This is a genomic window from Streptomyces sp. NBC_00873 (assembly GCF_045207415.1).
In the GTDB taxonomy this organism is placed as follows: domain Bacteria; phylum Actinomycetota; class Actinomycetes; order Streptomycetales; family Streptomycetaceae; genus Streptomyces.
This window is the reverse complement of the sequence record NZ_CP108803.1, coordinates 1,879,348-1,903,677: the sequence shown is the minus strand read 5'-3', so window position 1 is coordinate 1,903,677 and position 24,330 is coordinate 1,879,348. Positions and strand designations below refer to the sequence as shown.

The 24,330-nt window shown below is 70.6% G+C and carries 25 protein-coding genes and 2 pseudogenes; 15 read left to right on the top strand and 12 right to left on the bottom strand.

Annotation, left to right across the window (positions count from 1 at the left end; all coding sequences use genetic code 11):
* Positions 1-47 precede the first annotated feature (47 nt).
* The 3 genes from OH809_RS08685 to OH809_RS08675 form a co-directional block, all read right to left on the bottom strand.
* Complete coding sequence (locus OH809_RS08685; RefSeq protein WP_406422963.1) at positions 48-650, bottom strand: TIGR03086 family metal-binding protein; 603 nt, start codon at positions 648-650, stop codon at positions 48-50.
* Positions 651-835: 185 nt separating this feature from the next.
* Positions 836-2,074, bottom strand: a complete 1,239-nt coding sequence (locus OH809_RS08680; protein WP_406514992.1) for an FAD-dependent monooxygenase — start codon at positions 2,072-2,074, stop codon at positions 836-838.
* Between the two features lie 131 nt (positions 2,075-2,205).
* On the bottom strand, positions 2,206-3,021 hold the full coding sequence (locus OH809_RS08675) for an SAM-dependent methyltransferase (protein WP_406422965.1): 816 nt from the start codon (positions 3,019-3,021) through the stop codon (positions 2,206-2,208).
* 108 nt (positions 3,022-3,129) lie between these two features.
* On the opposite strand from OH809_RS08675, the gene OH809_RS08670 reads away from it, so the two are divergent.
* Positions 3,130-3,660: a GNAT family N-acetyltransferase gene (locus OH809_RS08670; RefSeq protein WP_406514991.1), complete on the top strand. Its 531-nt coding sequence runs from the start codon at positions 3,130-3,132 to the stop codon at positions 3,658-3,660.
* A 75-nt stretch (positions 3,661-3,735) separates the two neighbouring features.
* Here OH809_RS08670 and aceB read toward each other — a convergent pair whose 3' ends face one another.
* Complete coding sequence (gene aceB / locus OH809_RS08665; RefSeq protein WP_406514990.1) at positions 3,736-5,355, bottom strand: malate synthase A; 1,620 nt, start codon at positions 5,353-5,355, stop codon at positions 3,736-3,738.
* A gap of 245 nt (positions 5,356-5,600) precedes the next feature.
* Complete coding sequence (locus tag OH809_RS08660) at positions 5,601-6,203, bottom strand: NTP transferase domain-containing protein (protein WP_406422968.1); 603 nt, start codon at positions 6,201-6,203, stop codon at positions 5,601-5,603.
* A 231-nt stretch (positions 6,204-6,434) separates the two neighbouring features.
* Between OH809_RS08660 and OH809_RS08655 the strand changes: the two genes are divergently transcribed.
* A complete protein-coding gene (locus tag OH809_RS08655) occupies positions 6,435-6,737 on the top strand; it encodes a DUF5955 family protein (protein ID WP_406422969.1) in 303 nt (100 codons plus the stop codon).
* Between the two features lie 30 nt (positions 6,738-6,767).
* On the opposite strand, the gene OH809_RS08650 is transcribed toward OH809_RS08655, so the two are convergent.
* Both OH809_RS08650 and OH809_RS08645 read right to left on the bottom strand, forming a co-directional pair.
* Positions 6,768-7,403 carry a response regulator transcription factor gene (locus tag OH809_RS08650; protein ID WP_366135828.1) on the bottom strand — a complete coding sequence of 212 codons (636 nt, stop codon included), beginning with the start codon at positions 7,401-7,403 and terminating at the stop codon, positions 6,768-6,770.
* A complete protein-coding gene (locus tag OH809_RS08645; protein ID WP_406422970.1) occupies positions 7,400-8,608 on the bottom strand; it encodes a sensor histidine kinase in 1,209 nt (402 codons plus the stop codon). The genes OH809_RS08650 and OH809_RS08645 overlap by 4 nt, the downstream gene beginning before the upstream one ends.
* Positions 8,609-8,719: 111 nt before the next feature.
* On the opposite strand from OH809_RS08645, the gene OH809_RS08640 reads away from it, so the two are divergent.
* Positions 8,720-9,814: an ABC transporter permease gene (locus OH809_RS08640; RefSeq protein WP_406422971.1), complete on the top strand. Its 1,095-nt coding sequence runs from the start codon at positions 8,720-8,722 to the stop codon at positions 9,812-9,814.
* Positions 9,811-10,491 (top strand): ABC transporter ATP-binding protein, encoded by a 681-nt coding sequence (locus OH809_RS08635; RefSeq protein ID WP_406422972.1) that lies wholly within the window; start codon positions 9,811-9,813, stop codon positions 10,489-10,491. Before OH809_RS08640 ends, OH809_RS08635 begins: the two co-directional genes overlap by 4 nt.
* 116 nt (positions 10,492-10,607) lie before the next feature.
* On the opposite strand, the gene OH809_RS08630 is transcribed toward OH809_RS08635, so the two are convergent.
* Positions 10,608-11,408, bottom strand: coding sequence for an IclR family transcriptional regulator (locus tag OH809_RS08630; protein WP_406422973.1), 801 nt, complete (start codon positions 11,406-11,408; stop codon positions 10,608-10,610).
* Between the two features lie 353 nt (positions 11,409-11,761).
* Between OH809_RS08630 and allB the strand changes: the two genes are divergently transcribed.
* The 3 genes from allB to OH809_RS08615 all read left to right on the top strand — a co-directional run bounded on the left by allB (position 11,762) and on the right by OH809_RS08615 (position 14,708).
* Positions 11,762-13,105 carry an allantoinase AllB gene (gene allB / locus OH809_RS08625; RefSeq protein WP_406514989.1) on the top strand — a complete coding sequence of 448 codons (1,344 nt, stop codon included), beginning with the start codon at positions 11,762-11,764 and terminating at the stop codon, positions 13,103-13,105.
* A 2-nt stretch (positions 13,106-13,107) separates the two neighbouring features.
* Positions 13,108-14,223 (top strand): allantoicase, encoded by a 1,116-nt coding sequence (gene alc / locus OH809_RS08620; RefSeq protein ID WP_406514988.1) that lies wholly within the window; start codon positions 13,108-13,110, stop codon positions 14,221-14,223.
* Positions 14,224-14,378: 155 nt separating this feature from the next.
* Positions 14,379-14,708 (top strand): putative quinol monooxygenase, encoded by a 330-nt coding sequence (locus OH809_RS08615; protein ID WP_406422976.1) that lies wholly within the window; start codon positions 14,379-14,381, stop codon positions 14,706-14,708.
* A gap of 220 nt (positions 14,709-14,928) precedes the next feature.
* Here the strand turns inward: OH809_RS08615 and OH809_RS08610 are convergent, their stop codons facing one another.
* Both OH809_RS08610 and OH809_RS08605 read right to left on the bottom strand, forming a co-directional pair.
* Positions 14,929-15,759, bottom strand: coding sequence for an aldo/keto reductase (locus tag OH809_RS08610; protein ID WP_406514987.1), 831 nt, complete (start codon positions 15,757-15,759; stop codon positions 14,929-14,931).
* Positions 15,760-15,846: 87 nt separating this feature from the next.
* Positions 15,847-16,587, bottom strand: coding sequence for an SDR family NAD(P)-dependent oxidoreductase (locus OH809_RS08605; RefSeq protein ID WP_406514986.1), 741 nt, complete (start codon positions 16,585-16,587; stop codon positions 15,847-15,849).
* Positions 16,588-16,901: 314 nt separating this feature from the next.
* Between OH809_RS08605 and OH809_RS08600 the strand changes: the two genes are divergently transcribed.
* The gene (locus OH809_RS08600) at positions 16,902-17,819 is read left to right on the top strand and encodes a DMT family transporter (RefSeq protein WP_406514985.1); all 918 of its coding nucleotides are present in this window, start codon (positions 16,902-16,904) and stop codon (positions 17,817-17,819) included.
* A gap of 239 nt (positions 17,820-18,058) precedes the next feature.
* Positions 18,059-18,394 (top strand): annotated as a pseudogene (locus OH809_RS08595) (glycosyltransferase); the annotation flags it as partial.
* Positions 18,395-18,405: 11 nt separating this feature from the next.
* Here OH809_RS08595 and OH809_RS08590 read toward each other — a convergent pair.
* The gene (locus OH809_RS08590) at positions 18,406-18,621 is read right to left on the bottom strand and encodes a hypothetical protein (protein ID WP_406514984.1); all 216 of its coding nucleotides are present in this window, start codon (positions 18,619-18,621) and stop codon (positions 18,406-18,408) included.
* Positions 18,622-18,932: 311 nt separating this feature from the next.
* Here OH809_RS08590 and OH809_RS08585 point away from each other — a divergent pair, with 311 nt between their 5' ends.
* The 5 genes and pseudogenes from OH809_RS08585 (at position 18,933) to OH809_RS08565 (ending at position 22,137) form a co-directional block, all read left to right on the top strand.
* Positions 18,933-19,202, top strand: a complete 270-nt coding sequence (locus OH809_RS08585; protein WP_406514983.1) for a trypsin-like serine protease — start codon at positions 18,933-18,935, stop codon at positions 19,200-19,202.
* A gap of 186 nt (positions 19,203-19,388) precedes the next feature.
* The gene (locus OH809_RS08580; protein WP_406514982.1) at positions 19,389-20,300 is read left to right on the top strand and encodes a hypothetical protein; all 912 of its coding nucleotides are present in this window, start codon (positions 19,389-19,391) and stop codon (positions 20,298-20,300) included.
* Between the two features lie 60 nt (positions 20,301-20,360).
* Positions 20,361-20,471, top strand: a pseudogene (locus OH809_RS08575) (DNA-binding response regulator); the annotation flags it as partial.
* A gap of 51 nt (positions 20,472-20,522) precedes the next feature.
* Entirely contained in the window at positions 20,523-21,701 is a 1,179-nt protein-coding gene (locus tag OH809_RS08570; RefSeq protein WP_406514981.1) for a cytochrome P450, read from the top strand.
* 16 nt (positions 21,702-21,717) lie between these two features.
* Positions 21,718-22,137, top strand: coding sequence for a PaaI family thioesterase (locus OH809_RS08565; RefSeq protein WP_406422980.1), 420 nt, complete (start codon positions 21,718-21,720; stop codon positions 22,135-22,137).
* A 142-nt stretch (positions 22,138-22,279) separates the two neighbouring features.
* Here OH809_RS08565 and OH809_RS08560 read toward each other — a convergent pair whose 3' ends face one another.
* Entirely contained in the window at positions 22,280-23,287 is a 1,008-nt protein-coding gene (locus tag OH809_RS08560) for a Gfo/Idh/MocA family oxidoreductase (protein WP_406514980.1), read from the bottom strand.
* 220 nt (positions 23,288-23,507) lie between these two features.
* Between OH809_RS08560 and OH809_RS08555 the strand changes: the two genes are divergently transcribed.
* Positions 23,508-24,266 carry a GntR family transcriptional regulator gene (locus OH809_RS08555; RefSeq protein WP_406422982.1) on the top strand — a complete coding sequence of 253 codons (759 nt, stop codon included), beginning with the start codon at positions 23,508-23,510 and terminating at the stop codon, positions 24,264-24,266.
* The last annotated feature ends 64 nt before the right edge of the window (positions 24,267-24,330 follow it).

Here is a 24,330-nt window from a genome sequence, read left to right as displayed (position 1 = left end):
GGGCGCGTCCACGCCCCTCGGGCGGCAGCGGCCGTCCCACGCAGCCGTCAGCGCCCGGGCTGCCAGTCCGGGCGCCGGCCGCTCATGGCGATCGCCCGGTCGACGAGGGGCGCGTCGGCCGGTACCGGGACCGGCGGTCCGAAGATGTCGGGCCGCGGGATGCCGTCGCGGGGCGTCAGCATGCCAAGCGACACCCGCAGGCTCGCCTCGTCCGCCTCGTACGCCTGCCCGGTGGACCGGGCCAGGTCCCAGCCGTGGACGACCAGCTCGTTCAGTGCGACCATCGCGGCCACCTCGCCCGGCAGATCCACACCGCCCGCCCTGGTCATCCCCTGCCGGGCGGCAGGATCGCGCCAAGCTGTCACCAGCTCGTCCAGCAGGGGCGGCAGTGCCTCGCGCCAGTCGTCGCCGAGGACCGGCAGTGCGGCGGCCGGTGAGCTGTCGGTCGTCGGCCCGAGATCCTTCCGCGCCGCGTCGCGGAAGGCCTTGCTCAGCCCGACCAGATGGGCGAGCAGCTCCCGTACCGCATAGTCGGGGCAGGGGGTGGGGTCGGTCAGCTGTTTCTCCTCGATGCCGTCGAGCAGTGCGGCGACCTGGCGTGCGGCAGGTCCCAGATCGGCCGTGGGCATCGTTTGGTTCTCGGTATCCATACTCTTCAGACCGCTCCGGCACCCGGAACTCATCGGTCCTCGTGTGGGGCGTCCACGCCCAACACCGGCATATCGCGGAACGTACTGCCCGATCCTCTTGTCGTGGACCCGCCAGCCGTGCCATATAGGTCTTCGTGGCCGTGGGGGCGGTCGGGACCTGAGTGCGACGGGTCCGGGTCCGGGGGTCAGGCCTTCAGGGCACGGCCACCGAACCCGCCGCCCACAGCGGCCCGTTGCCACCAGGCATCCAGTGCCGACGGTTCCATCGAGCCCCACTCCGGTGTGGCCTCCACCAGGGCCTGCCCCAGTCGCCGCCCCAGCTCCACCATGGCCCGGCCGGCCGCGGTGCGCTCGGAGTCGTACGTACGGAGTGCCTCGGCCCAGTGGGGCGCGGACCTGAGCGCCGACTCCAGTGCCGTCGCGTCCTGGAGCGCCTTGACCGCACCGGCACCGGTGTGCGGGCGGGCCACGGTCGCCGCGTCGCCGGTCAGCAGAAGCCGGCCGGTGGCGTAGCGCGGCGCCGTGAAGTCGTACAACGGCTGGATGAACAGCTCGTCCGGCGCGGTCAGACCGACCAGGCCGCCCCAGTACGGTGGCAGCGCCTCGGCGGCGATACGGGCGAGATGAGTGTGCAGAGCGTCGGTGAGCGTGCCGGGCGGCAGACTCGTCGGAGTCTCCAGCGACAGTTCGAGATCCGGGGGAGGAACGGTGTAGAGCACCCAGTTCACCCGGTGGCCGCCGGTGGCGTCCGGGATGCGGTAGACGATCACGTGGCCGCCCGGGAAGACGACGTACGCACACTCTTCGACGTCCCACAGGCGCTGATCGGAAGCGGTCATCCTGGAGACGGGGAAGGCGCCGCGCCAGGCGAGATAGCCGGCGTACTCGGGGCGCGCCGCGGTGGCGAGCCCGGCGCAGACCTCGGTGCGGACGAGGGAGCGGTAGCCGTCCGCACCGATGGCGAAGTCGAACACCTCGGTACGGTCGCTGCCGGCGACGCCCTTGATGCGTAACGCAACCCCGTCCGGGGTGTGCCGCACCGCGCCGACGGTGGTGCCGGTACGGAACTCGACCTCGCCCGGAACCCGGGTCCGCAGTTCCCGCCAGAGCGGACCCCAGTTGTACGTACGGAATGGGAAGGGCATCTCACCGATCAGCTGCCCGAGGGGCGCGCCGCCCTCGCCGCGTACGTACCAGCGCCGACGGTTCAGCTGGATCCAGGGCATCCCCGCGTCCAGATATCCGGCCGACCGAAGCTCCTCATAACGGTCGTCGTGCACGGCCAGCCCGACGCCCCGCTCCGCCAACTGCCCCGGTGCACGCTCCAGAACCACGATCTCGTCGGTGCCGCCACGATGTAAGGCCAGCGCGGCTGCGCACCCGGCGACGCTGCCGCCCACGACGGCGACTCGGCCTCCACGCATCTGATGTCTCCTCGGCTGCACGGTGGAAAAATGTCCCACGGACCACACCCCGGTGCCAGGGCGGGACGAAGTTGGCGAAGAGCCCGGCGCAGTGAGCCTGGCACCGGAGCGGGCCCTGGTTCGTCAGGGTGTCACAGCTTGCGGGCGAGGCCGCCGTGCTCGCCGATGGGTTCCGGGGTGGGGGAAGTGGGGTCAGGGCGCCAGAAGGGGACCGAGACGACCCCGGGGTCCAAAAGTTCCAGGCCGTCGAAGAACGCCGCGATTTCGTCGACGGGGCGCAGGAAGTACGGTACGGCGCCGGTTTCGTTGTACGCGTCCTGGGCTTGTTCGTAGTCGGCGTCGGTGCCCCGTGAACCGTCGTTGATGGAGAGGAAGCTGCCGGACGGCAGTGCGTCCATCAGGCGGGTGACGGTGGCGCGTGCCTGCTCGTAGTCGGCGACGTGGCCCAGGATGTTGCTGAGAATCAGGGCGGTGGGGCGGGTGAGGTCCAGCGTCTCGGCGGCGACCGCCAGGATGCGATCAGGGTCGGACAGGTTGGCGTCGACGTAGGCGGTCGCCCCTTCGGGGGTGGAGGTGAGCAGGGCGCGGGCGTGCGCGAGGACCAACGGGTCGTGATCGACGTAGACGATCCTGGCCTCGGGGGCGAGCCGCTGGGCGACCTCATGGGTGTTGTCCACGGTCGGCAGGCCGGTCCCGACGTCCAGGAACTGCCGGATGCCCGCCTCGGTGACCAGGTACGTGAGAGTGCGGCGCAGGAAAGCACGGCTGCTGCGGGCGATGGTGACGATGCCGGGGAAGACGGCGCTGTACGCGTCGCCGGCTTCCTCGTCAACGGGGTAGTTGTCTTTCCCACCCAGCCAGTAGTTCCAGATCCGGGCCGAGTGCGGCACCGACGTATCGATCATCTGCTGCACCGCCGGTCCGGGCGACGTCGCGTGGTCGGTCATGGGTACCGTCCGTCTTTCAACCGAGGAGTGAACTGTCAACGCACAACCTACGGTGCATTGTTCGAGGTCGGACCGTGATGAACAATCTCAGGGCAGAATGAGGTCGTCATGGACACGCATCCCCTCCGGCTCACCGCTCACGGCCTGGTGCTTCGTGAATGGACGAGCGATGACCTCGCCGTCATGCAAGAGCTGTTCGACGACCCCGATGTCGCATATCGGACCCCTTTGGGATCGCCGTTTGGCCAGGCCGCCGCACTGAGTTACCTGCACAGCGCCCAACGAGCCCGGCAGGGGAACGGCCGGATCCACCTGGCCATCACCACCGATGGGCATCAGCCACTGGGAGAAGTCCTGCTCAACCGGACCACCGGCAGCATCGGCTACATCGTGGGCGCCGCCCACCGGGGACAGAAGTTGGCAGCGCGCGCTCTTCGAACAATGACCGAGTACGCGCACACCAACGTCGCCCTGCCATGGGCGATCCTGGAGATCGAACCCGACAACCACCCCAGCATCGCCGTCGCGCGATCCGCCGGCTTCCACCCCTCCGACTCGGCACCCGAGACCGTTACCGACAAGGGCCGGACCTACGAACTACTCACCTGGGAACATCGCCTGACCACCGGCCGAGGTTGAAAGACAGGCTAAGTCCGCTCCGCCCCCGGTGCTGTGCGGTACCGGGGGCGGAAAGCACTACGGAGTCGGAGCGGCTCAGACCAACTGCTCGTACGCCGGCAGCGTGAGGAAGTCCGCGTAGTCCTGGTCCAGCGACACCTGGAGGAGCAGGTCGTGGGCCTGCTGCCACTTGCCCGACGTGAACGCCTCCTCGCCGATCTCCTTGCGGATCGCGGCGAGTTCCTCGGCGGCGACCTTGCGGGCCAGGTCCGCCGTGGCGTGCTCGCCGTTCTCGAAGACCACGTCCGCGTTGATCCACTGCCAGATCTGCGAGCGGGAGATCTCCGCGGTGGCGGCGTCCTCCATCAGGTTGAAGATGGCGACGGCGCCCATGCCGCGCAGCCACGCCTCGATGTAGCGGAGGCCGACGGCGACGGCGTTGCGCAGGCCGTCGTACGTGGGCTTGGCGTCCAGGGTGTCGATGGCGATCAGGTCGCCCGGCGCCACGGAGACGTCCTCGCGCAGACGGTCCTTCTGGTTCGGCTTCTCGCCGAGGACCGCATCGAAGGAGGCCATGGCGATCGGGACGAGGTCCGGGTGGGCGACCCAGGAGCCGTCGAAGCCGTCGTTCGCCTCGCGGTCCTTGTCGGCCTTGACCTTCTCGAAGGCGACCTTGTTGACCTCGGCGTCACGGCGGGACGGGATGAATGCCGCCATGCCGCCGATCGCGTGTGCACCGCGCTTGTGACAGGTGTGGACGAGGAGTTCCGTGTACGCGCGCATGAACGGGGCGGTCATCGTCACCGCGTTGCGGTCCGGCAGGACGAACTTCGAGCCGCCGTCACGGAAGTTCTTGACGATGGAGAAGAGGTAGTCCCAGCGGCCCGCGTTCAGCCCGGAGGCGTGGTCGCGGAGTTCGTAGAGGATCTCCTCCATCTCGTACGCAGCGGTGATCGTCTCGATCAGGACGGTCGCGCGGACCGTGCCCTGCGGGATGCCGACATAGTTCTGGGCGAAGACGAAGATGTCGTTCCAGAGGCGGGCCTCCAGGTGCGACTCCGTCTTCGGGAGGTAGAAGTAGGGGCCCTTGCCGAGGTCGATGAGGCGCTGGGCGTTGTGGAAGAAGTAGAGGCCGAAGTCGACCAGCGCGCCCGGCACCGGGGCGCCGTCGAGCTGGAGGTGACGCTCGTTCAGGTGCCAGCCGCGGGGGCGGGTGACGACCGTGGCGAGCTCGTCGGCGGGCCCCAGGGCGTACGACTTGCCGGACCTGGGGTCCGTGAAGTCGATGCGGCGCTCGTAGGCGTCGATCAGATTGAGCTGGCCGAGGATGACGTTCTCCCACGTGGGGGCGGACGCGTCCTCGAAGTCGGCGAGCCAGACCTTGGCGCCCGAGTTCAGGGCGTTGATGGTCATCTTGCGGTCGGTCGGACCGGTGATCTCCACCCGGCGGTCGTTCAGCGCGGCCGCGGCCGGGGCGACCTTCCAGGAGTCGTCCGCGCGGATCGCTGCCGTTTCGGGCAGGAAGTCCAGCGTGGAGGTGCGGGCGATCTCGGCGCGGCGCTCGGCGCGGCGGGCGAGCAGCTCGTCACGGCGGGGCGTGAACTGCCGGTGCAGCTCGGCCACGAACGCGAGGGCCGCGTCGGTCAGGACCTCGTCCTGCCGGGGCAGGGGTTCGGCATCGACGATGGCCAGCGGGGACGGCGCTGGTGCGGACATGAGCTGTCACTCCTTCAGCGGGCGGTGCGGGCGGCGCCTTCGCGGCCGCCGGGTCGCCTCAACGGCACGGCGTGCCAGGGCTCCGGGATACGGCCGTGGGCGCCGTCTGGGGTACAGAGCGCTTCTGACCAGTGGATAGTAGTTTCCTCATGGTGGAAGTTCAATGGTTTGTTGATGTCGAGATTCTCCGGGTCGACACAAGTGGGGTGGGGTCGGCGCAGCGTGCCGGCGCGCGTACAGCCCGTTCAGCCGAGGTGCCTCAGGTCCTCCGTGGTGTCGATGTCGTACGCCTCCGCCACATCGGAACACTCGACGAGGGTGATCGCATCGCGGTGCGCCCGCAGATACGCACGCGCCCCCTGGTCACCCACGGCGCCCGCCGCGATGTCCGCCCACCGGTCGGCACCGAACAGCACCGGATGGCCGCGCTCCCCGTCGTACGAGGCTGCCGCCAGCGTCACCCGGGAGCGGTACGCCGACCGGACCCGCGCCACCGCCTGCGCACCGATGCCCGGCTGGTCGACGAGGAGGACGAGCGCCGCGTCCGCCTCCGTTCCGGAGAGCGTGCCGAGCCCTGCCCGCAGTGAGGAACCCATGCCTTCCGGCCATTGCGGGTTGACGGTCACCGCGCATCCCGAGAGGTCCGCCCGCTCCCGAACCTCGTCCGCTGCGGCGCCGAGCACCACATGGACGGGGTCGCAGCCGCCCTCCCGCAGAATGCGTATGGCGTGCTCGACGAGCGGCCGCCCGCGGTGTTCCAGCAACGCCTTCGGCCGGCCGCCGAGCCGTTGGCCACCGCCTGCGGCGAGCAGCAGACCTGCGATGACGGGGTGAGATGAATGAGCCATGAGGCTTTGGATACCTCACCACGCCGATGAATTCCTACCCGACCGGCCCGTGGCCCGGCCCGCATCCCCTAGGGGCTCCCTCGTGGTCACCCTGAATTCTGTCCCTGGAGTGGCGCACGGCACCTTTCATGGCGTTAACTTGCGCGCACCCCCGGAGACCTGACCACGGTCCGGGGCATGGCTGAAACACCGGCACAAAGATGTGCGAGGGGGAGTGCTTTGTTGCGAAGCATGGGGCAGACACGGGTGACCAGCGGTGGCGAGGACCCGAGGGTGACGGAGTTGCGGACGGCCGTCTCCCGGCTCCGCCGTGAGCTGGCGGGGCATCCCGCGGAGTTCCCCGACCGCGGGATCGCCGAGGACGAACTGGCGGCCCTGGACGCGATGGCGGTCACTGGTGTGCCCGAGATTCCGCGGCTGCGCCGCTCACTGCTGCTGATCGCGGGGGCGGTCGGCTCGGTCAGCGCACTGGCATCCGCGCTCAGGGACGTGCGGGTCGCCGTGGATCTCTTCGGCGAGCCGCCGCGCCGCTGACGTACGGGAGGGGAGAGCGCGCGCAGGGGGTCAGCGGCGGATGAGGCGGCGCGCCGTTGCCGCAGCGACCGCCGACGTGCGGGAGTCGACGCCCAATTTGGCGTAGATGTGCACCAGATGGGACTTCACCGTCGCCTGGCTGAGGAACAGCGCCTTGCTGATCTGCAGGTTCGACAGTCCCTCACCGACCAGTTGCAGCACCTCCAGCTCGCGCTTCGTCAGGGCCTCCGCGGGCGTCCGCATGCGGTCCATCAGCCGGTGTGCGACGGCCGGGGCGAGCGCCGAGCGGCCGGCCGCCGCGGTGCGTACCGCTGCCGCCAGCTCCTCGGGCGGGGCGTCCTTGAGGAGGTAGCCGCTCGCGCCCGCCTCCACGGCCGCCAGGATGTCGGCGTCCGTGTCGTAGGTGGTGAGGATCAGGACCCGGGGTGCGTCGGGCACCGCGGTGATCGCCGCGGTGGCCTCCGAGCCGTGCAGGCCCGCCCCGAACTGGAGATCCATCAGTACGACGTCGAACTCGCCGGTCGCCGCGAGCGCCACGGCCCGCTCGGCGGTGTCGGCCTCGGCGACCACGCGGAAGTCCGGTTCGGTGTCGAGGACGGCCCGCAGCCCCGCACGCACCACCGGATGGTCGTCGGCGAGCAGCAGACGGATGGGGGTGGCGGTCATGCGGCGGACCTCTCTTCGTGCCCGGGCAGCGGGAGGGGGAGGGTGAGCGCCAGGGCGGTGCCCTGGCCGGGGGCCGATTCGACACTCAGCGTGCCGCCGAGCGAACGGGCCCGGGACCGCATGGCGGGGAGACCGAAACCGCCGGTCTCCGTGGCCCTCGTGACCGTGGGTGCGCCCGGCGAGAAGCCACCGCCGTCGTCCACGACGTCCAGCGACACCGAGGTGTCCATGAAGCTCAGCGTGATCTCAGCACGCCGGGCTCCGGCGTGCTGCACCGTGTTGGCCAGCGCCGACTGGGCAGTACGGAGCAGCGCCACTTCGTACGGCGTCGGCAGCTCCACCGGCGTCCCGCTGACCGCGAACTGCACCGCCAGATCCGGTCCGGTGGTGCGCGCGCAGAGGCGTTCGAGGGCGCCCGCGAGCGAACCGTTCTCCAGATCGGGCGGGGAGAGAGCGCGTACGAAGCGGCGGGCCTCGGCGAGATTGTCCTGCGCGGCCTCGCGGGCCCGGCGCACGTGCGCGGTGGCGGGTGCGTCCGGCGGAAGGGTGCGTTCGGCGGCGCGCAGCAGCAGCTGAATGCTGGACAGGCCCTGCGCCAGCGTGTCGTGGATCTCGCGGGCCAGCCGCTCGCGTTCGGCGAGCGTTCCCGCCGTGCGCTCGGCGACGGCCAGCTCCGCCCGGGTCGAGACCAGCTCCTCGATCAGCTCGCGGCGCCGCTCGCTCTCCCGGAACAACGCGTCGTACCCGAGGACCGTGGCGATCGCGACCGCCGCACCGAGCAGCGGCCCGATGAACGCGCCGGGCGTGATCGGCCCGCCGTGCAGCACAAAGCCGGTGATGGCAGCTGCCGCGGTGACGACGACGGCGGGCAGACTCCAGCGCATCGGCAGCAGATGCAGCTGCAGGAAGTACAGCGGGAAGGCCAGCCACAGGGCGTCCGGCGAGAGGACGAGAAGAGCGAGCCAGAGCGCCCCGAGGAGCGACAGCCACAGGGCGGCCGCCCGGTTCTGCGGCTGCACGGCGGGGGCGAGCGCGCCCGCCGCGTAGACAGCGGCCATGACGCAGGCGAGCGCGACGACGGCGGGCGCGCTCGATGTGCCGTGTCTTACGGCCGGCACCGCGGAGAGCGCCAGCAGTCCCAGCAGCAGTGCGTGCAGACAGAGCCGCAGCGCGGCGGCGACCGGGGTGTGCGAACGCGAATCCATGATGTGTTCCAGCGTAGACGCGCGGCGTCCGCGACCGGTCAATCGAAAGGTTGATGTCAGACCCCTCCGGCGTGCGATGTTTTCGCGGACCGGCCGACCGAGGCTGGAGTCATGTTCGTCGCATGGAGAGATCTCCGGTTCGCAAGGGGCCGGTTCGCGCTCATGGGCACGGTCGTGGTGCTGATCACGCTGCTCGTGGGCTTGTTGTCCGGTCTTACGGCCGGTCTGGCCAGGGAGAACACCTCGGCCGTCACGGGACTGAACGCCGATCACCTCGCGTTCGCCGCCCCGCCCGACGGCCAGTCGGTGTCCTTCACCAACTCGACCGTCGGGGAGAGCGCGTGGCGGAGCTGGGCGAAGCAGCCCGGTGTCAGTGCCGCGCAGCCCCTCGGCATCCGTACGCTCAACGCCGCCGCCGTTCGGGGGAAGCAGACGGCCGCAGTGTCGGCGTTCGGTGTCGAGCCGGACTCGGGCCTGGCCCCGACGGCCGGCGGAGCGCGCGTCGCCCCGGGGAGGGTCGTGCTCTCCGAGCAGGCCGCCGACGAGCTCGGGGCGGCCGCCGGTGACCGGGTGCGACTCGGCCGCGTCGAGGTGCGTGTGGCGGCGGTCGCGGGAGATGCCTCGTACAGCCATACGCCGGTCGTGTGGACCTCGCTCGACGACTGGCAGCGCTTCGCGGACGGCGGGGCGGGCGGCACGCCGCACGCCACGGTGATCGCCCTGACCACTACCGGCGCCGACCTCGCCGCCGGTGACAAGGCGGCGGGCACCAGCACGCTCTCCCTCGGTGATTCACTCACCGGCATCGGCTCCTACCAGGCCGAGAACGGCTCGCTCCAGCTGATGCGCGGCTTCCTCTTCGCCATCTCGGCCCTGGTGATCGGCGCCTTCTTCACCGTCTGGACGATCCAGCGCAGCGGCGACGTCGCCGTTCTCAAGGCGCTCGGCGCCTCCACCCCGTACCTTCTGCGCGACGCGCTCGGGCAGGCCGTCGTGATGCTCGCGATCGGTACAGGACTGGGCACCGCGCTCGCCTCGGGCATCGGCGCGGTGGTCAGCGGCGGGGCCGTGCCGTTCGTCCTCGACGCCGCGACCGTCCTCGTTCCGGCGGCCGTCATGATCGCCCTCGGTGCCCTGGGGGCGGCGCTGTCCATCCGGCGGATCACCGCCGTCGACCCGCTCACCGCACTCGGGAGTGCCCGATGACCCTCACCCTCGCCGATGTCACCCTCACCTACCCCGACGGCGACGGCCGGCTCACCGCACTCGACCGGGTCTCGCTCGACGTTCCCGAGGGCTCGCTCACCGCGGTCGTCGGACCGTCCGGCTCCGGCAAGTCCAGCCTCCTCGCGGTGGCCGCGACGCTGGTCACGCCGGACGAGGGGCGGGTCGTGGTCGCAGGCCGGGAGACGGCGGGGCTCGGACGCGCGGAGAAGGCGGCGCTGCGCCGCGAACGCATCGGCATCGTCTTCCAGCAGCCGAACCTGCTGCCGTCGCTGACCGCCGCCGAACAGCTTCAGGTGATGACGCATCTGTCGGGCGGCACCACACGCGGCGCCCGCGGGCGGGCGCTGGAGCTCCTCGACTCGGTCGGTCTGGCCGACAAGGCGGACCGCAGGCCGCACCAGCTGTCGGGCGGCCAGCGCCAGCGCATCAATATCGCGCGGGCGCTGATGAACGATCCGGCGGTACTCCTGGTCGACGAACCGACGAGCGCTCTCGACCATGAGCGCGGCGCGGCGGTGCTGGACCTGCTGATCGCGCTGACCCGGGAACGGTCGACGGCGACCGTGCTGGTCACCCACGACCGGACGCATCTGGAACGGGCGGACCGGACGGTGGTGATGCGGGACGGGCGGCTGACGGAAGCGGTGCTCAGCTGACCCGAACATGTCGGTGCCCGTCGGGTTTTTGCCCGGCGGGCACCGCTGCGTCCGTGTGGTCTCAGAGGCTGTCGGGCCACCTTCGACCGTCCGATCAGAGGTAGCCCGACAGCCTCTCAGCCGGTCGGACCGCTGCTGGCCAGCGCGTCGGACAGTTCCTTCGCGACCTGCTGCAGGATCGGCACGATCCGTTCCGTCGCCGCCTCCGTCACCCGTCCCGCCGGGCCCGAGATCGAGATCGCGGCCGAGGTGGGGGAGTTGGGTACGGAGACCGCCAGGCAGCGGACCCCTATCTCCTGCTCGTTGTCGTCGACCGCATAGCCCGCCCGGCGGACCTGGTCGAGCGCGTCCAGGAAACCGTCCGGGGAGGTGATCGTCTTCTCGGTGGCGGCCGGCATTCCGGTGCGGGCCAGCAGCGCCCGTACCTCCTCCGGCGGGGTGTGCGCGAGCAGCGCCTTGCCCACCCCGGTGGAGTGGGGGAGCACCCGGCGGCCGACCTCGGTGAACATTCGCATCGAGTGCTTCGACGGCACCTGGGCGACGTAGACCATCTCGTCGCCGTCGAGCAGCGCCATGTTCGCGGTCTCGCCGGTCTCCTCGACGAGGCGCGCGAGATACGGGCGGGCCCAGGTTCCGAGCAGTCGCGACGCGGACTCGCCGAGCCGGATCAGGCGCGGGCCGAGGGCATAGCGCCGGTTGGACTGCTGGCGTACGTAGCCGCAGACGACCAGGGTGCGCATCAGCCGGTGAATGGTGGGCAACGGAAGACCGCTGCTCGCGGAGAGTTCGCTGAGCCCGACCTCGCCCCCGGCGTCGGCCATCCGTTCCAGCAGATCGAAGGCGCGCTCAAGTGACTGCACACCGCCGCTGGAACCGGCGGGTTTGGAGTCGGATGTGCTGGCGTGGGACGGCGGCACGTCAACGGTCCTTTCGAGGCGTAAGGGCAAGGCAGCAGCCTACCGGGAGGTTCCCCGTCGGCCCACTGTTCCCGGTGCGGCGTCCTGGCCGGTCAGGGGCTGTTTGTCCGGGTGTCCGGGATCAGCCGGACCGTTTCACGATGCCGCACCTGGTCCATGCTACGTTCCGCCCTTCGAAATTGGTCTTTTGCTTTGTGGAAATCTCCAGTCGGATGTGCGAGTGGTCCGCTTGCTGTCCGGCGAGGAAGGTGGGGTCTTGACGGGCTGGAATCCCGAGTGAAGACTCCTTCAACAGTTCGTTGAATTTCCTCGGTGGCCGTGAGCCACCGACCATGCGGAAGTGAGGAGCACGGGTGTCCGGTGCGGACGTGAACCTGGTACTGCGCTCGACGCGCGTCGTCACCCCCGAGGGGACGCGCCCCGCGGCGGTGGCCGTCGCCGGCGGCACGATCGAAGCGGTCCTGCCGTACGACACCGAGGTGCCGGCCGGTGCCCGGCTCCAGGACTTCGGCGACGACGTCCTGCTGCCCGGCCTCGTCGACACCCATGTCCACGTGAACGACCCCGGCCGCACCGAGTGGGAAGGCTTCTGGACCGCCACCCGCGCCGCCGCGGCGGGTGGGATCACCACCCTGCTCGACATGCCCCTCAACTCCCTCCCGCCGACCACCACCGTCGGCCATCTGCGTACCAAGCAGCAGGTGGCAGCCGCCAAGGCGCACATCGACACCGGCTTCTGGGGTGGCGCGATCCCGTCCAACGTGAAGGATCTGCGGCCGCTGTACGAGGCCGGGGTCTTCGGCTTCAAGTGCTTCCTGTCGCCCTCCGGGGTCGAGGAGTTCCCGGAGCTGGACCAGGAGCAGCTGGCCCGCTCCCTGGCCGAGATCGCCGGCTTCGACGGGCTGCTGATCGTGCACGCCGAGGACCCGCACCACCTGGCGGCCGCGCCGCAGCGCAGCGGACCCGCCTACGCCGACTTTCTCGCCTCCCGGCCGCGCGACGCCGAGAACACCGCCATCGAGAGCCTCATCGCGCACGCCAAGCGGCTGAACGCGCGCATCCACGTCCTGCACCTGTCGTCCAGCGACGCGCTGCCGCTGATCGCCGCCGCCAAGCGGGAGGGCGTACGCGTCACCGTCGAGTCCTGCCCGCACTTCCTCACCCTCACCGCAGAGGAGGTCCCGGACGGGGCGACGGAGTTCAAGTGCTGCCCGCCGATCCGGGAAGCCGCCAACCAGGACGCGCTCTGGGCCGGGCTCGCCGACGGCACGATCGACTGCGTCGTCTCCGACCACTCGCCCTGCACCGCGGACCTCAAGACGCCGGACTTCGCCTCCGCCTGGGGCGGCATCTCCTCCCTCCAGCTAGGACTGCCCGCCATCTGGACCGAGGCGCGCCGGCGCGGCCACTCGCTCGACGACGTGGTCCGCTGGATGTCCGCCGCCCCCGCCGAGCTGGCCGGACTGACCCGCAAGGGCGTCATCGAGGCCGGGCGCGACGCCGACTTCGCGGTCCTCGCCCCCGACGAGACCTTCACCGTCGACCCCGCCGAGCTCTTCCACCGCAACCAGGTCACCGCCTACGCCGGTAGGACCCTGCACGGTGTCGTGAAGTCGACCTGGCTGCGCGGGCAGCGGATCGCAGCCGACGGTGTCCTCACCGAGCCCACCGGCCGCCTCCTCGAAAGGAACCACTGACCATGACGGCGACAGCGCACTTCACCGGTGACGCCGACCCGTACGGAGGCGGCGACCCGTACGCCGACTACCGCACCGCCGACTTCCCCTTCACCCACCTCGTCGATCTCGCCGACCGGCGGCTCGGCGCGGGTGTGATCGCAGCCAACGACGAGTTCTTCGCCGAGCGCGAGAACCTGCTGAAGCCGGGACCCGCGGAGTTCGACCCGGAGCACTTCGGGCACAAGGGCAAGATCATGGACGGCTGGGAGACCCGCCGCCGCCGCGGCATCGGTGCCGCGCAGCCGCACCCCTCGGACGGGGACCACGACTGGGCGCTGGTACGGCTCGGCGCGCCAGGCGTCGTACGTGGCATCGTCGTCGACACCGCCCACTTCCGCGGCAACTACCCGCAGGCCGTCTCCGTCGAAGCGGCCTCCGTGCCCGGCTCCCCGTCCCCCGAGGAACTCCTCGCACCGGACGTGAAGTGGACAACCCTCATACCCCGTACGGCCGTCGGCGGCCACGCGGCCAACGGCTTCGCGGTCGACGCCGGCCGGCGCGTCACCCATCTGCGGGTCAACCAGCACCCCGACGGCGGAATCGCCCGCCTCCGGGTCTACGGAGAGGTCGCCCCCGACCCCGCCTGGCTGGCCGCCCTCGCCACCTTCGACCTCGCCGCGCTGGAGAACGGCGGCCAGGTCGAGGACGCCTCCGACCGCTTCTACTCCCCGGCCACCAACACCATTCAGCCCGGTCGCTCCCGCAAGATGGACGACGGCTGGGAGACCCGACGCCGCCGCGACAAGGGCAACGACTGGATCCGCTACCGGCTCGCCGAGCAGGCGGAGATCCGGGCCATCGAGATCGACACCGCCTGCCTCAAGGGCAACTCGGCGGGCTGGGCGAGCCTTTCGGTGCGGGACGGGAGGAGCGGCGACTGGGCGGAAGTCCTGCCGCGGACCCGGCTGCAGCCCGACACGAACCACCGCTTCGTCCTCCCGGAGGCCGTGCGCGCCACGCACGTCCGGATCGACATCTTCCCGGACGGCGGTATCTCACGGCTGCGGCTGTTCGGCTCGCTGACGGAGGAGGGAGCCGCACGACTGGCCGCCCGCCACCGGGAACTGGGCGGCTGACGAGGACGGGCGGCCCTGCCGCCCCTCGCGGGTGGCGGCGCCTGCCACTCCTCCGGGCGCGGCGGCTCCCGCCACCTCCTCGGGTGCGCCCGATGCGTCCGCATCCAGGGCTTATGGGACCCTGAGTGCGTCGCACATCCCGAGCAGGAGTTGTCATGATCTTCATCGCCGTCAAGTTCACCGTCCACAGCGAAGAGCGCGACAACTGGCTGCCCGCCGTCGAGCCCTTCACCCTCGCCACCCGTCAGGAGCCGGGCAACGTGTTCTTCGAGTGGTCGTACAGCGTCGAGAACCCGGACCAGTTCGTGCTCCTGGAGGCGTTCGCGTCCCCCGAGGCCGGAGAGGCGCATGTGAAGTCCGAGCACTTCGCGGCGGCGATGGACCAGATGGCGGACCTCGTCGCGGTGACCCCGGAGATCATCAATGTCGAGGTCCCGGGCGACGGTTGGTCCCGGATGACGGAGCTCACGCCCAGCCGTCAGTAGTCCGTGTGTCCTGACGGTTCAGGCCGACCGGCACACGGGGGGCGGCGTCGCGGGGCTGGGCACGCACATCTGCCGCGTTGTCGTCAATCACCATGTTCCCCGAGCTCTCGGCTTCGCTCGAGCAGGGGAGGCCCCATTCGCCATGCCTCAATCCTCCGCCTCGCAGCTGCACGCACCCCGCCCCGCTCCTTCTCCCACCCCCCCCATGTGCCGGTCGGCCTCAGAACTCCTCGTGGACATCCGGATCTCCGCCGTACCGCCGCCGAGGACCGGCGGAGATCCTGCCCAGTTCGTCCGCCGTCAGCTCGAAGCCGAAGATCTCCAGATTCTGGCGCTGCCGCCCCGGATCGGCGGACTTCGGGATCGGGACCGCCCCCAGCTGGGTGTGCCAGCGCAGCGCGGCCTGACCGGGCGTCACCCCGTGTGCCGCGGCGACGGCGACGAGCCCGGGCTCCGCCAGGAGATCGCGGCCGCGGCCCAGCGGGCTCCAGCTCTCGGTCACGATGCCCTTGGCCGCGTGCACGGCCCGCAGCTCCTCCTGCGGGAAACGCGGATGCATCTCGATCTGGTTCACGGCGGGCAGCACTCCGGTCTCCTGCTCCAGCCGGTCGAGCTGGGACGCGGTGAAGTTGGAGACGCCGATCGAGCGCACCAGCCCGTCCTTGCGGAGCTGGATCATCGCCTTCCAGGTGTCGACGTACAGATCCACCCGGGGCAGTGGCCAGTGGATGAGATACAGATCCACGTAGTCGAGCCCGAGGTTGCGCCGGGACTCCTCGAACGACGCCAGGGTCTGCTCGTAACCCTGATGCCTGCCCGGAACCTTGGTGGTGACGACGATGCCCTCGCGCGCCACACCGCTGCGGGCGATCCCGCGTCCGGTGCCGGTCTCGTTGCGGTAATTGAGTGCGGTGTCGATGAGCCGGTATCCGAGGCCCAGCGCTCCGGCCACGGCCGCCTCCGCCGCGTCGTCCTTCATCGGCCAGGTGCCGAGTCCGACGGCGGGGAGGGTGCGGCCGTCGTTGAGGGGGTGAACCGGGGTCTCGGTCATGATCTCCCTTGTCGTTCGAAACCGTCCCGACCAGGGTAGGACGGGCAGAGGCACGGGACAGGGAGGGCGCGGCCGGCGGAGTACGGGTCAGGCCGCGTGGCCGCCGTCCACCACCACCTCAGTACCGGTGATGAACGCCGCTTCGTCACCGGCCAAGTAGGAGATCAGGGAGGCCACTTCAGCCGTCGTACCGAAGCGGTCCAGGGCGGTGCCGGCGCGCTGTCCGGCGGCGTACGGGCCGTCGGCCGGATTCAGGTCCGTGTCGATCGGGCCGGGCTGGACCAGGTTCACCGTGATGGAGCGCGGGCCGAGCTCATGGGCGAGCGGTTTGGTGAGACCGGCGAGCGCCGACTTGCTCATCGCGTAGAGCGTGGCGCCCGGACCGCCCGCGTGCCTGCTCAGGGCCGTACCGACGGAGATGATGCGACCGCCGCGCTCCATCCGCGCGGCCGCCGCCCGGCAGGCGAGGAACACCGCCCGGACATTGACGGCCAGCACCCGGTCCACATCGGCCGGGGTGAGTGTGCCGATGGGGCCGAGGACGCCGATGCCCGCGTTGTTGACGAGAATGTCGAGCCGGCCGAACGTGTCCGCGGCCTCGTTCACCGCCGCCGGGACCGCCTCGGGGTCGGCAGAGTCGGCGCGCAGGGCGAGCGCCCGGCGGCCGTACGCCTCGATCTTTTGGACGACCTCCCGGGCGCCGTCCTCGTCCTGGACATACGTCAGCGCCACATCGGCGCCGTCCTGGGCGAGCCGCAGCGCGGTTGCGGCGCCGATGCCGCGGCTGCCGCCGGTGACGAGTGCGGTCCTGGTGTCGGTGCTGGTCATGGTGGGTTCCTTGCCGGTCGGGGCTGCTGTTTCGACAAGGACAAGGAAAGTCCGTTCGCCGCGTGGTGACCGGCGGGAAACGGACGCCTACGGGCGCACGGCCTCCGCCGGGTGGACTCGATGAGTTCCGGGCGAAAGCGGGGTGGGAAGAGATGGCCGTGCACGACCGCCGGCCGCGCCCGAGCGGTGAGACAGGTGTTCCCGGTGCCGTGGACCTCCCGGTACCGTGATCGTTCCGCGGGTGAGCCGGTGCGGTCTTCCCGTGGTTCCCGCTGTGGGGTGTCACGAGAACCACGAGTGCCAGGAGAAAACAGGTGTCCTCGTTCGCCCTGCCCGCCCTCGCACCACCGCGCCGGGCCTGGCTCACCGATCTGCCCGTGCTGCTCGTCGCGGTCGTCTGGGGCGCCAGCTATCTCGCCGCCAAGGGCATCACGACCACGCAGACCGTCATCGCGGTCCTCGTCCTGCGATTCGTCATCGTGCTGCCCGTGCTGGCCGCCACAGGGTGGCGCAGGCTGCGGGTGCTCAGCGCGGCGCAGTGGCGCGGCGCGGGGCTGCTGGGGCTGGTCCTCAGCGGGATCTTCCTGGTGGAGACGTACGGCGTCGTGCACACCTCGGCGACCAACGCCGGCCTCATCATCAGCCTCACCATGATCTTCACACCGCTCGCCGAGGCCGCGGTGACCCGGGTCCGGCCGCCCCGGGCCTTTCTCGCCGCCGCCGCGCTGTCCGTCGCCGGTGTGGTGCTGCTGACCCAGGGCGGCGGTTTCACCAGCCCCTCGGTGGGCGATCTGCTGATGCTGGTGGCCGCACTCGCCCGTACCCTCCACGTGCTGCTGATGGCGCGCATCAAGTCCGTCCAGGACGCCGACTCGCTGTCGCTCACCACCGTGCAGCTCGGCAGCGCGGTCGCCGTCTTCGCCCTGCTCGCCGCCGTGCCCGGTACCGGGGCGTCGCCGTGGGCGGTGGCCTCGGAGTTCGGTGTCCGGGAGTGGGGCGGGCTGCTCTTCCTCTCCGTCTTCTGCACGCTCTTCGCGTTCTTCGTGCAGATGTGGTCGGTGCGCCGCACCTCGCCGTCCCGGGTCAGCCTGCTGCTCGGTACCGAACCGCTGTGGGCCGCCGCCGCGGGCATCGCCATCGGAGGAGAACGGCTCGGCGTCCTGGGCGTGGTGGGCGCGGTGCTCGTCCTCGCCGGAACGGGCTGGGGGCGTCGCGCCGCCTCCGCGCCCTGAGCCGGGCGGTTACGGCCTCCCTCACGACAGGGAGTGGGCTCCCGACGCCCTGCGACCGGGACCGTTCCGGCCAGGGCGTCGGCCGCCGGTCTGCGGCACGGCGCCGAAAGTATCCGGTCCGGCAACTTTGGTGGCTTCCCGCTCCCGCACGGCCGGTACGAGCCCGTCACTTGAGTAGTTTTGTCGATATGATGCGTACCGAGTACCGCTGGCTGCTGCCCTCGGCCATGGCCGATCCCGAGCCCGACGTCCTGGCGCTCGCCGACGTCGTGGTCTCCCGCAGCGGGGCCGGGACGCTCGCCGAGCTGACCGCGCTGGGTAAGCCGGCGGTGTTCATCCCGCTCGCCACGTCGGCCGGGAACGAGCAGGCGCACAACGCCCGACACCTGGAGGAGGCCGGCGCCGCCGTCGCGTTGCTCGGTGGCGTCACCGCCGACGCGCTGAAGGACGCGGTCGGCCCGCTGCTCACCGATCCCGCGCGGCGGGCGGCGATGGCGGAGCGGGCCCGGGAGCACGGGAGGCCGGACGCGGCGGACAGGCTCGTGGACGTGATCCTGTCCGCCGCGTCCGGCTGACCAGCGTGGGGTTACGGGTGGCGTCGGTTGATGCGCAGCGCCGTGCCCGCCTCGATCAGCACGGCGCACTCGTTGAACACCTCGTCGCCCTGGCCCATCGGGTCGGGGACACCCCGGTCACCGAGGTAGAGGCGGAGCTTGTGTGTGTTCTGCTCGCCGCAGATCGCTCGGAGCGTTTCGAGGACGGTGGCGTCCATCGCCAGGACGTCATCCGCCCAGTCCAGCATGTCCTCCTTTTGGCCACAGACTCCGAGATCCAGCCAACATACTGTCGGCGCCACACCTGTCATGTCACGTTCACCATCTGGCAACTGTGTACCGGGCATCCTTTCCGGAGCGTGCCGATCACCGAAGCGCGTTCTTCGAAAATGGGGCGCACAGATGCAAAGACGTCACGTATACCAGGGGTTTGTCGCGGCGACGGCCAGCGGAGTGATTGCGCTGACCACCACGACCGCTGTCCAAGCGGCGCCGCCGCCGCTCACCGATCCGGCCAAGGCGGCAGCGGTTGCCAGCAAGCTCGGCGACAAGCGCGCGGTTGGACCTGGTGGGCATGGTGCTCGCAACGGATGCGACGGTCACCTACGATGACGGCACCACGCTCCGCCACATGATCGAGGCGAGCAACTGCACTGTCGATGGCGACAGCGGAGGAGCCCTCTTCAGCGGTGATACGGCTCTTGGTATTGCGTCGGGCGGCAGCTACGCCGACAAGCCCTGCGGCGACTCCGACGCCCAACCAGACCGCTCCAGTTGGTACGCGCCGGTATGGTGCGTGGCCTCCTTGGAGGGACTGAAGATCTACTAAACCGCACACCTTCCCTCAATGCCTGCGGCACTCACGGAAATGCCGCAGGCGGCGGGAAGCCATGAGCGAACCTGGCTCCACCTCCAAGTGGACGCTGTGAACCCGGGCCCGCTGCTAGCGCTGAAGAACCTCTCCGTCCTGCTTGCAGCAGGGGGAATCCGTCGTCGACCCTGCCCAGGGGACTCCATGCACACGCACGCGAAACGCCTCGTCAGCCTTTTTCTCGCACCCCTCCTGGCCGTCTGCCTTCTTGCCGGTTGCGGCGACAGTCTGCGTGCCGACGGTGACCACGCGAGCAACCAGTCGGTAAGGAAGCAGAAGATACGCGCCGGTCAAGTGGCCGACGCCTGGCGGGGTTCCTCGTCCGCCCTTGCCTGGAGCAAGGGCTACTACCCAATGGCCGACGCGGTGCAGCTGCCGGAATCCGGCTGGCAGAACACGGCGGATGAGCGGGCCTACGAGACCAAGAACTTCGTCCTGCGTGGCAACTTGCCGGCCACCGTATCCGCACGGGCGAAAGTGGACTGGGGAAACGGGGACACGCTCACCCGTCCGCTGTGGGGGGCCAACAAGGCGTACCAGTCGTTCGCCCTCGGCCGCGATGATGGCCCCCGGCTGACCGTAACGGGTGCGCGGCTCGGCGAAACGACGATCGTGACGAGCCGAGGCACGGCGACCGTCCCCGCCTGGCTGTTCACGCTGGAGGGCTACGACACCCCACTCCAGCGCGTCGCCGTCACCCCGTCGAAGCTGCCCAAGTCGCCGATCGGGCAGGCCCGGCAAGGGTCTGCCGACGGTCTCCAGCGTGTCGCCCGACTGGCCGGGACGGCGACAGACGGCCGGTCCATCACGGTGAGGGCCGCACACGGAGCCTGCGACGATGGCCCCGTTGTCAACGTGCTGGAGACGGACGAGAGCGTAGTGCTGTACGCCTCCGTCGCGGGGGCACGGAGCGGTCCCTGCGCCAGCGAGCTGATCGAACAGAGCGTGAAGGTCGAGCTGCGGAGGCCGCTCGGTGACCGTATCCTCCTGGACGCCTTCACCGGCCGGCCAGTGCCGTACGGAGAGCCCAACGGGGCCTCGCCAAGCTGGACTTAGGCGGTGTCCTATGTGGTGAGTCGGAGGAGTCGTTTGTGGCAGCAGAGGGCGGCGGCGAGGTCAAGGAGTCTCGCGAAGCTCGACTTCAACAACCGTGTCCAGATCGCGCTGTTGGTTCACGACGCGGGGCTGCTCGACGAGGAGGACGACGGCGCGGGCCACGTACGCTGAGACGGTTCGATCCGGGGCGATCGAACCGAACCGGCCGGGAGGGGCTGAACTGTGTCCGCAGTCGACATCGATCTTCGCGGGGTCCATGACTTCACCGCGAATCCCTATCCGACGTACGCGAAGCTGCGCTCCGAGGGACCGGTGCACACCATCCGCTCCGATGACGCCGAGCGGATCTGGCTGATCGTCGGGTACGAGGAGGGCCGCGCGGCCCTCGCCGACCAACGGCTCAGCAAGGACTGGCGGACCTCCGACCTCTGGGCCGGTGACGGCGATCCGATCAACGCCAACATGCTGGAGATGGACGCGCCGCACCACACCCGGCTGCGCAAGCTCGTCGCCCGCGAGTTCACCGCCCGCAGGATCGAGTCGCTGCGGCCACGGGTCCAGCAGATCACCGACGAACTGCTCGACGCGATGGTGCCCGCCGGGCGCGGCGACCTCGTCGACGCCCTCGCCTTCCCGCTGCCGATGACCGTCATCTGCGAGCTGATCGGCGTGCCGGACCTGGATCGCGACCGGTTCCGCCTGCTGTCGAACGGCATCGTCGCCCCGACGTCCGCGGATATCGGAGGCGAAGCGGTCCGCGCGATGGGGGCCTATCTCGTGGAGCTCATCGAGGACAAGCGGTGCGCGCCCGGCGACGACCTGATGAGCGCGCTGATCAGGGTGCGGGACGAGGAGGGTGACGGACTGTCGCCCGACGAACTCGTCGGCATGGCCTTTCTGCTGCTCGTCGCCGGACATGAGACCACCGTCAATCTGATCTCCAACGGGGTACGGGCCCTGCTTGCCCACCCCGGACAACTCGCCGCACTCCGTGCGGACTTCGGTCTGATCGACGGCGCGGTCGAGGAGATGCTCCGGTACGACGGTCCGGTGGAGACCGCCACCTTCCGCTTCGCCCGAGAGCCGGTCGAGATCGGCAACCGGACCATTCCTGCGGGCGAGGCGGTCCTGGTCGCCCTGGCCGGTGGCGACCGCGACCCCGCTCGCTACCCGGACCCGGACCACTTCGACATCCGCCGGGACGCCCAGGGCCACCTGGCCTTCGGCCACGGCATGCACTTCTGCATGGGGGCGCCGCTGGCCCGGATGGAGGGCCGGATCGCGATCCGTACGCTGCTGGAGCGGTGCCCGGATCTCGCACTCGACCCGGCCGGTGCGGAGCTGGACTGGCTGCCCGGGATGCTGATCCGAGGGGTCCGGCACCTGCCGGTGCGCTGGTGAGGTAAGAAGGCGTGTCATGAGCGGACTTGACATACAGATGGCGCAGAAGGTCCTCGACAGCCAGCCGTTCAGCGGGCTCGTCGGGGCACGGATCACCGCCTTCGGGGACGGCGCCGCCACCCTCGAAGTGGACATCCGGCAGGAACTCCAGCAGCAGAACGGCTTTGTGCACGGCGGCGTGCTGTCGTACGCCGCCGACAACTCGATCACCTTCGCCGCCGGAACGACCCTCGGGCCGGCCGTACTGACCGGTGGCTTCTCGATCCAGTACATCCGTCCGGCGACCGGTCGCACCCTGATCGCCCGCGCCACCGTCGTGCACACCGGCCGTCGCCAGGCGGTGGTCCGCTGCGATCTGTTCGCCGCGGCGGACGACGGTGCGGAAGCCCTGTGCGCGGTCGCCCAGGGAACCGTGCTCTCCGCCGAGACGCGCTGAAGGGCCCCTCCTTGACCAGTCGAGCGACCGAGGCGTCCGAAGCCGCGGATGTCGTCGATCTCGCCGCGCTCGGTGACCGCACAGGCATGCTGATCCGGGGCCGCGAGCAGCTGCCGGTCGTCCGGTAGCGGGGCCCGCACCGTCAGTCGGTGCGGATCTCCGCCACCGCCACCGGCCGGTGCTCGCGCCGGGACAGCTCGCACGCCTCCGCGATCCGCAGCGCGTGCAGAGCCTCCCGGCCGTCGCACGGGTTGGCCGCCTCGCCCCGCACCACCTGTACGAACGCGTCGAGTTCCGCCTCGTACGCCGCGGCGAACCGCTCCAGGAACCCCGGCCACGGCTTGGCCGGGGCGGCGAGGCCCTGGGGTTCCACCGACGTCAGCGGCGTACGGTCGTCCAGACCGACCGCGACCTGGTCGAGCTCGCCCGCCAGCTCCATCCGTACGTCGTACCCGGCGCCGTTGCACCGGGTCGCCGTCGCCGTCGCCAGTGTGGAGTCGTCGAGGGTCAGCAATGCCGCCGCCGTGTCGACATCGCCCGCCGCCCGGAACATCGCGGGACCGGCATCCGAACCTGTGGCGTACACCTCCACCACCTCACGGCCCGTCACCCACCGCAGGATGTCGAAGTCATGGACCAGACAGTCCCGGAACAGGCCGCCGGAGTGCGGCAGATACGCGGCGGGCGGCGGCGCCGGATCGGACGTCATGGCCCGTACGGTGTGGAGCCTGCCCAGCGCCCCGCTCCGCACGGCGGTGCGCGCCGCACCGTACCCGGCGTCGAAGCGGCGCATGAAGCCCAGTTGGAGCACGCTCCCGGCCCGCTCGACCTCATGCAGGGCGCCCAGCGTCCCCGCCAGATCCAGTGCGACGGGCTTCTCGCAGAACGCCGGCAGGCCCGCCCGTGCGGCCAGTCCGATCAGCTCCGCGTGTGCCGAGGTGGCCGAGGCGATCACGACGGCATCCACCCCCGCGCCCAGCACCTCGGCCGCGGACCCGACGGCTGTCGCGTGGCCGATGCGGTCCGCGATCCCGGCCGCCCGCGCCCCGTCGGTGTCCGTCACCACCAGGGTGTCCACCTCGGGGTGGCGGGCCAGCGCGCCCGCATGGAAGGAACCGATCCGGCCGGTGCCGATGAGTCCGATACGCATGGACCCAACGTGCCGCCCACCAGCTGCGCTGTCAACTATATGTCCTGACAAAATGGGGTGTGTTCGATGCCTCGAGCCGCAGCGCCCACACCCCGTACGGCTCCGGCGTCACATCGGTTTCCCGCGCGGAGCGACGCGATGAGGCGAGGGCGCCCGAATTGTCCGGACAACAGGACGACCTGACTACCGGTGCTCCGGACGTGACAGCTACGCTCCTGCCGTGTCCAAACCCACCGCCGACCCCGCCGCCCTCGAACTCGGCGTGGACCGCACCAGCCCGGTCCCGCTCTACTACCAGCTGGCCCAGCAGCTGGAGGCGGCCATCGAGAAGGGCCGGCTCGCCCCCGGCAGCCTCCTCGGCAACGAGATCGAGCTCGCGGCCCGGCTCGGCCTGTCCCGCCCCACCGTCCGCCAGGCCATCCAGTCGCTCGTCGACAAAGGGCTGATGGTCCGCCGCCGCGGGGTGGGCACCCAGGTCGTCCACAGCCAGGTCCGGCGTCCGCTCGAACTGAGCAGTCTGTACGACGACCTGGAGGCGGCCGGGCAGCACCCCACCACCCGCGTCCTGCGCAACACGGTCGAGCCCGCCCCCGCCGCGACCGCCGCCGCCCTCGGCGTCCCGGAAGGCACCGAGGTCCACCTCGTCGAACGGCTGCGGTCCGCGCACGGCGAACCGATGGCCCTGCTCCGCAACCACCTGCCGGCCGGCCTCGTCGACCTGTCCACCGAACGACTGGAGGCCACCGGCCTCTACCGGATGCTGCGGGCCGCCGGAGTCACCCTGCACAGCGCCCGCCAGACCGTGGGCGCCCGCCTCGCCACGGCCGAGGAGGCGGCACAGCTCGCCGAGCCCGAGGGCGCGCCGCTGCTGACCATGGAACGCACCACGTACGACGACACCGGGCGGGCGGTCGAATTCGGCTCGCACATCTACCGGGCTTCGCGCTACGCCTTCGATTTCCAGCTGCTTGTCCGCTGACGCCCGCATATCGGCCCGTTGACGGGGTCCCCGCTCCTCGCTACAACTCCCCAAGCCGCACTCG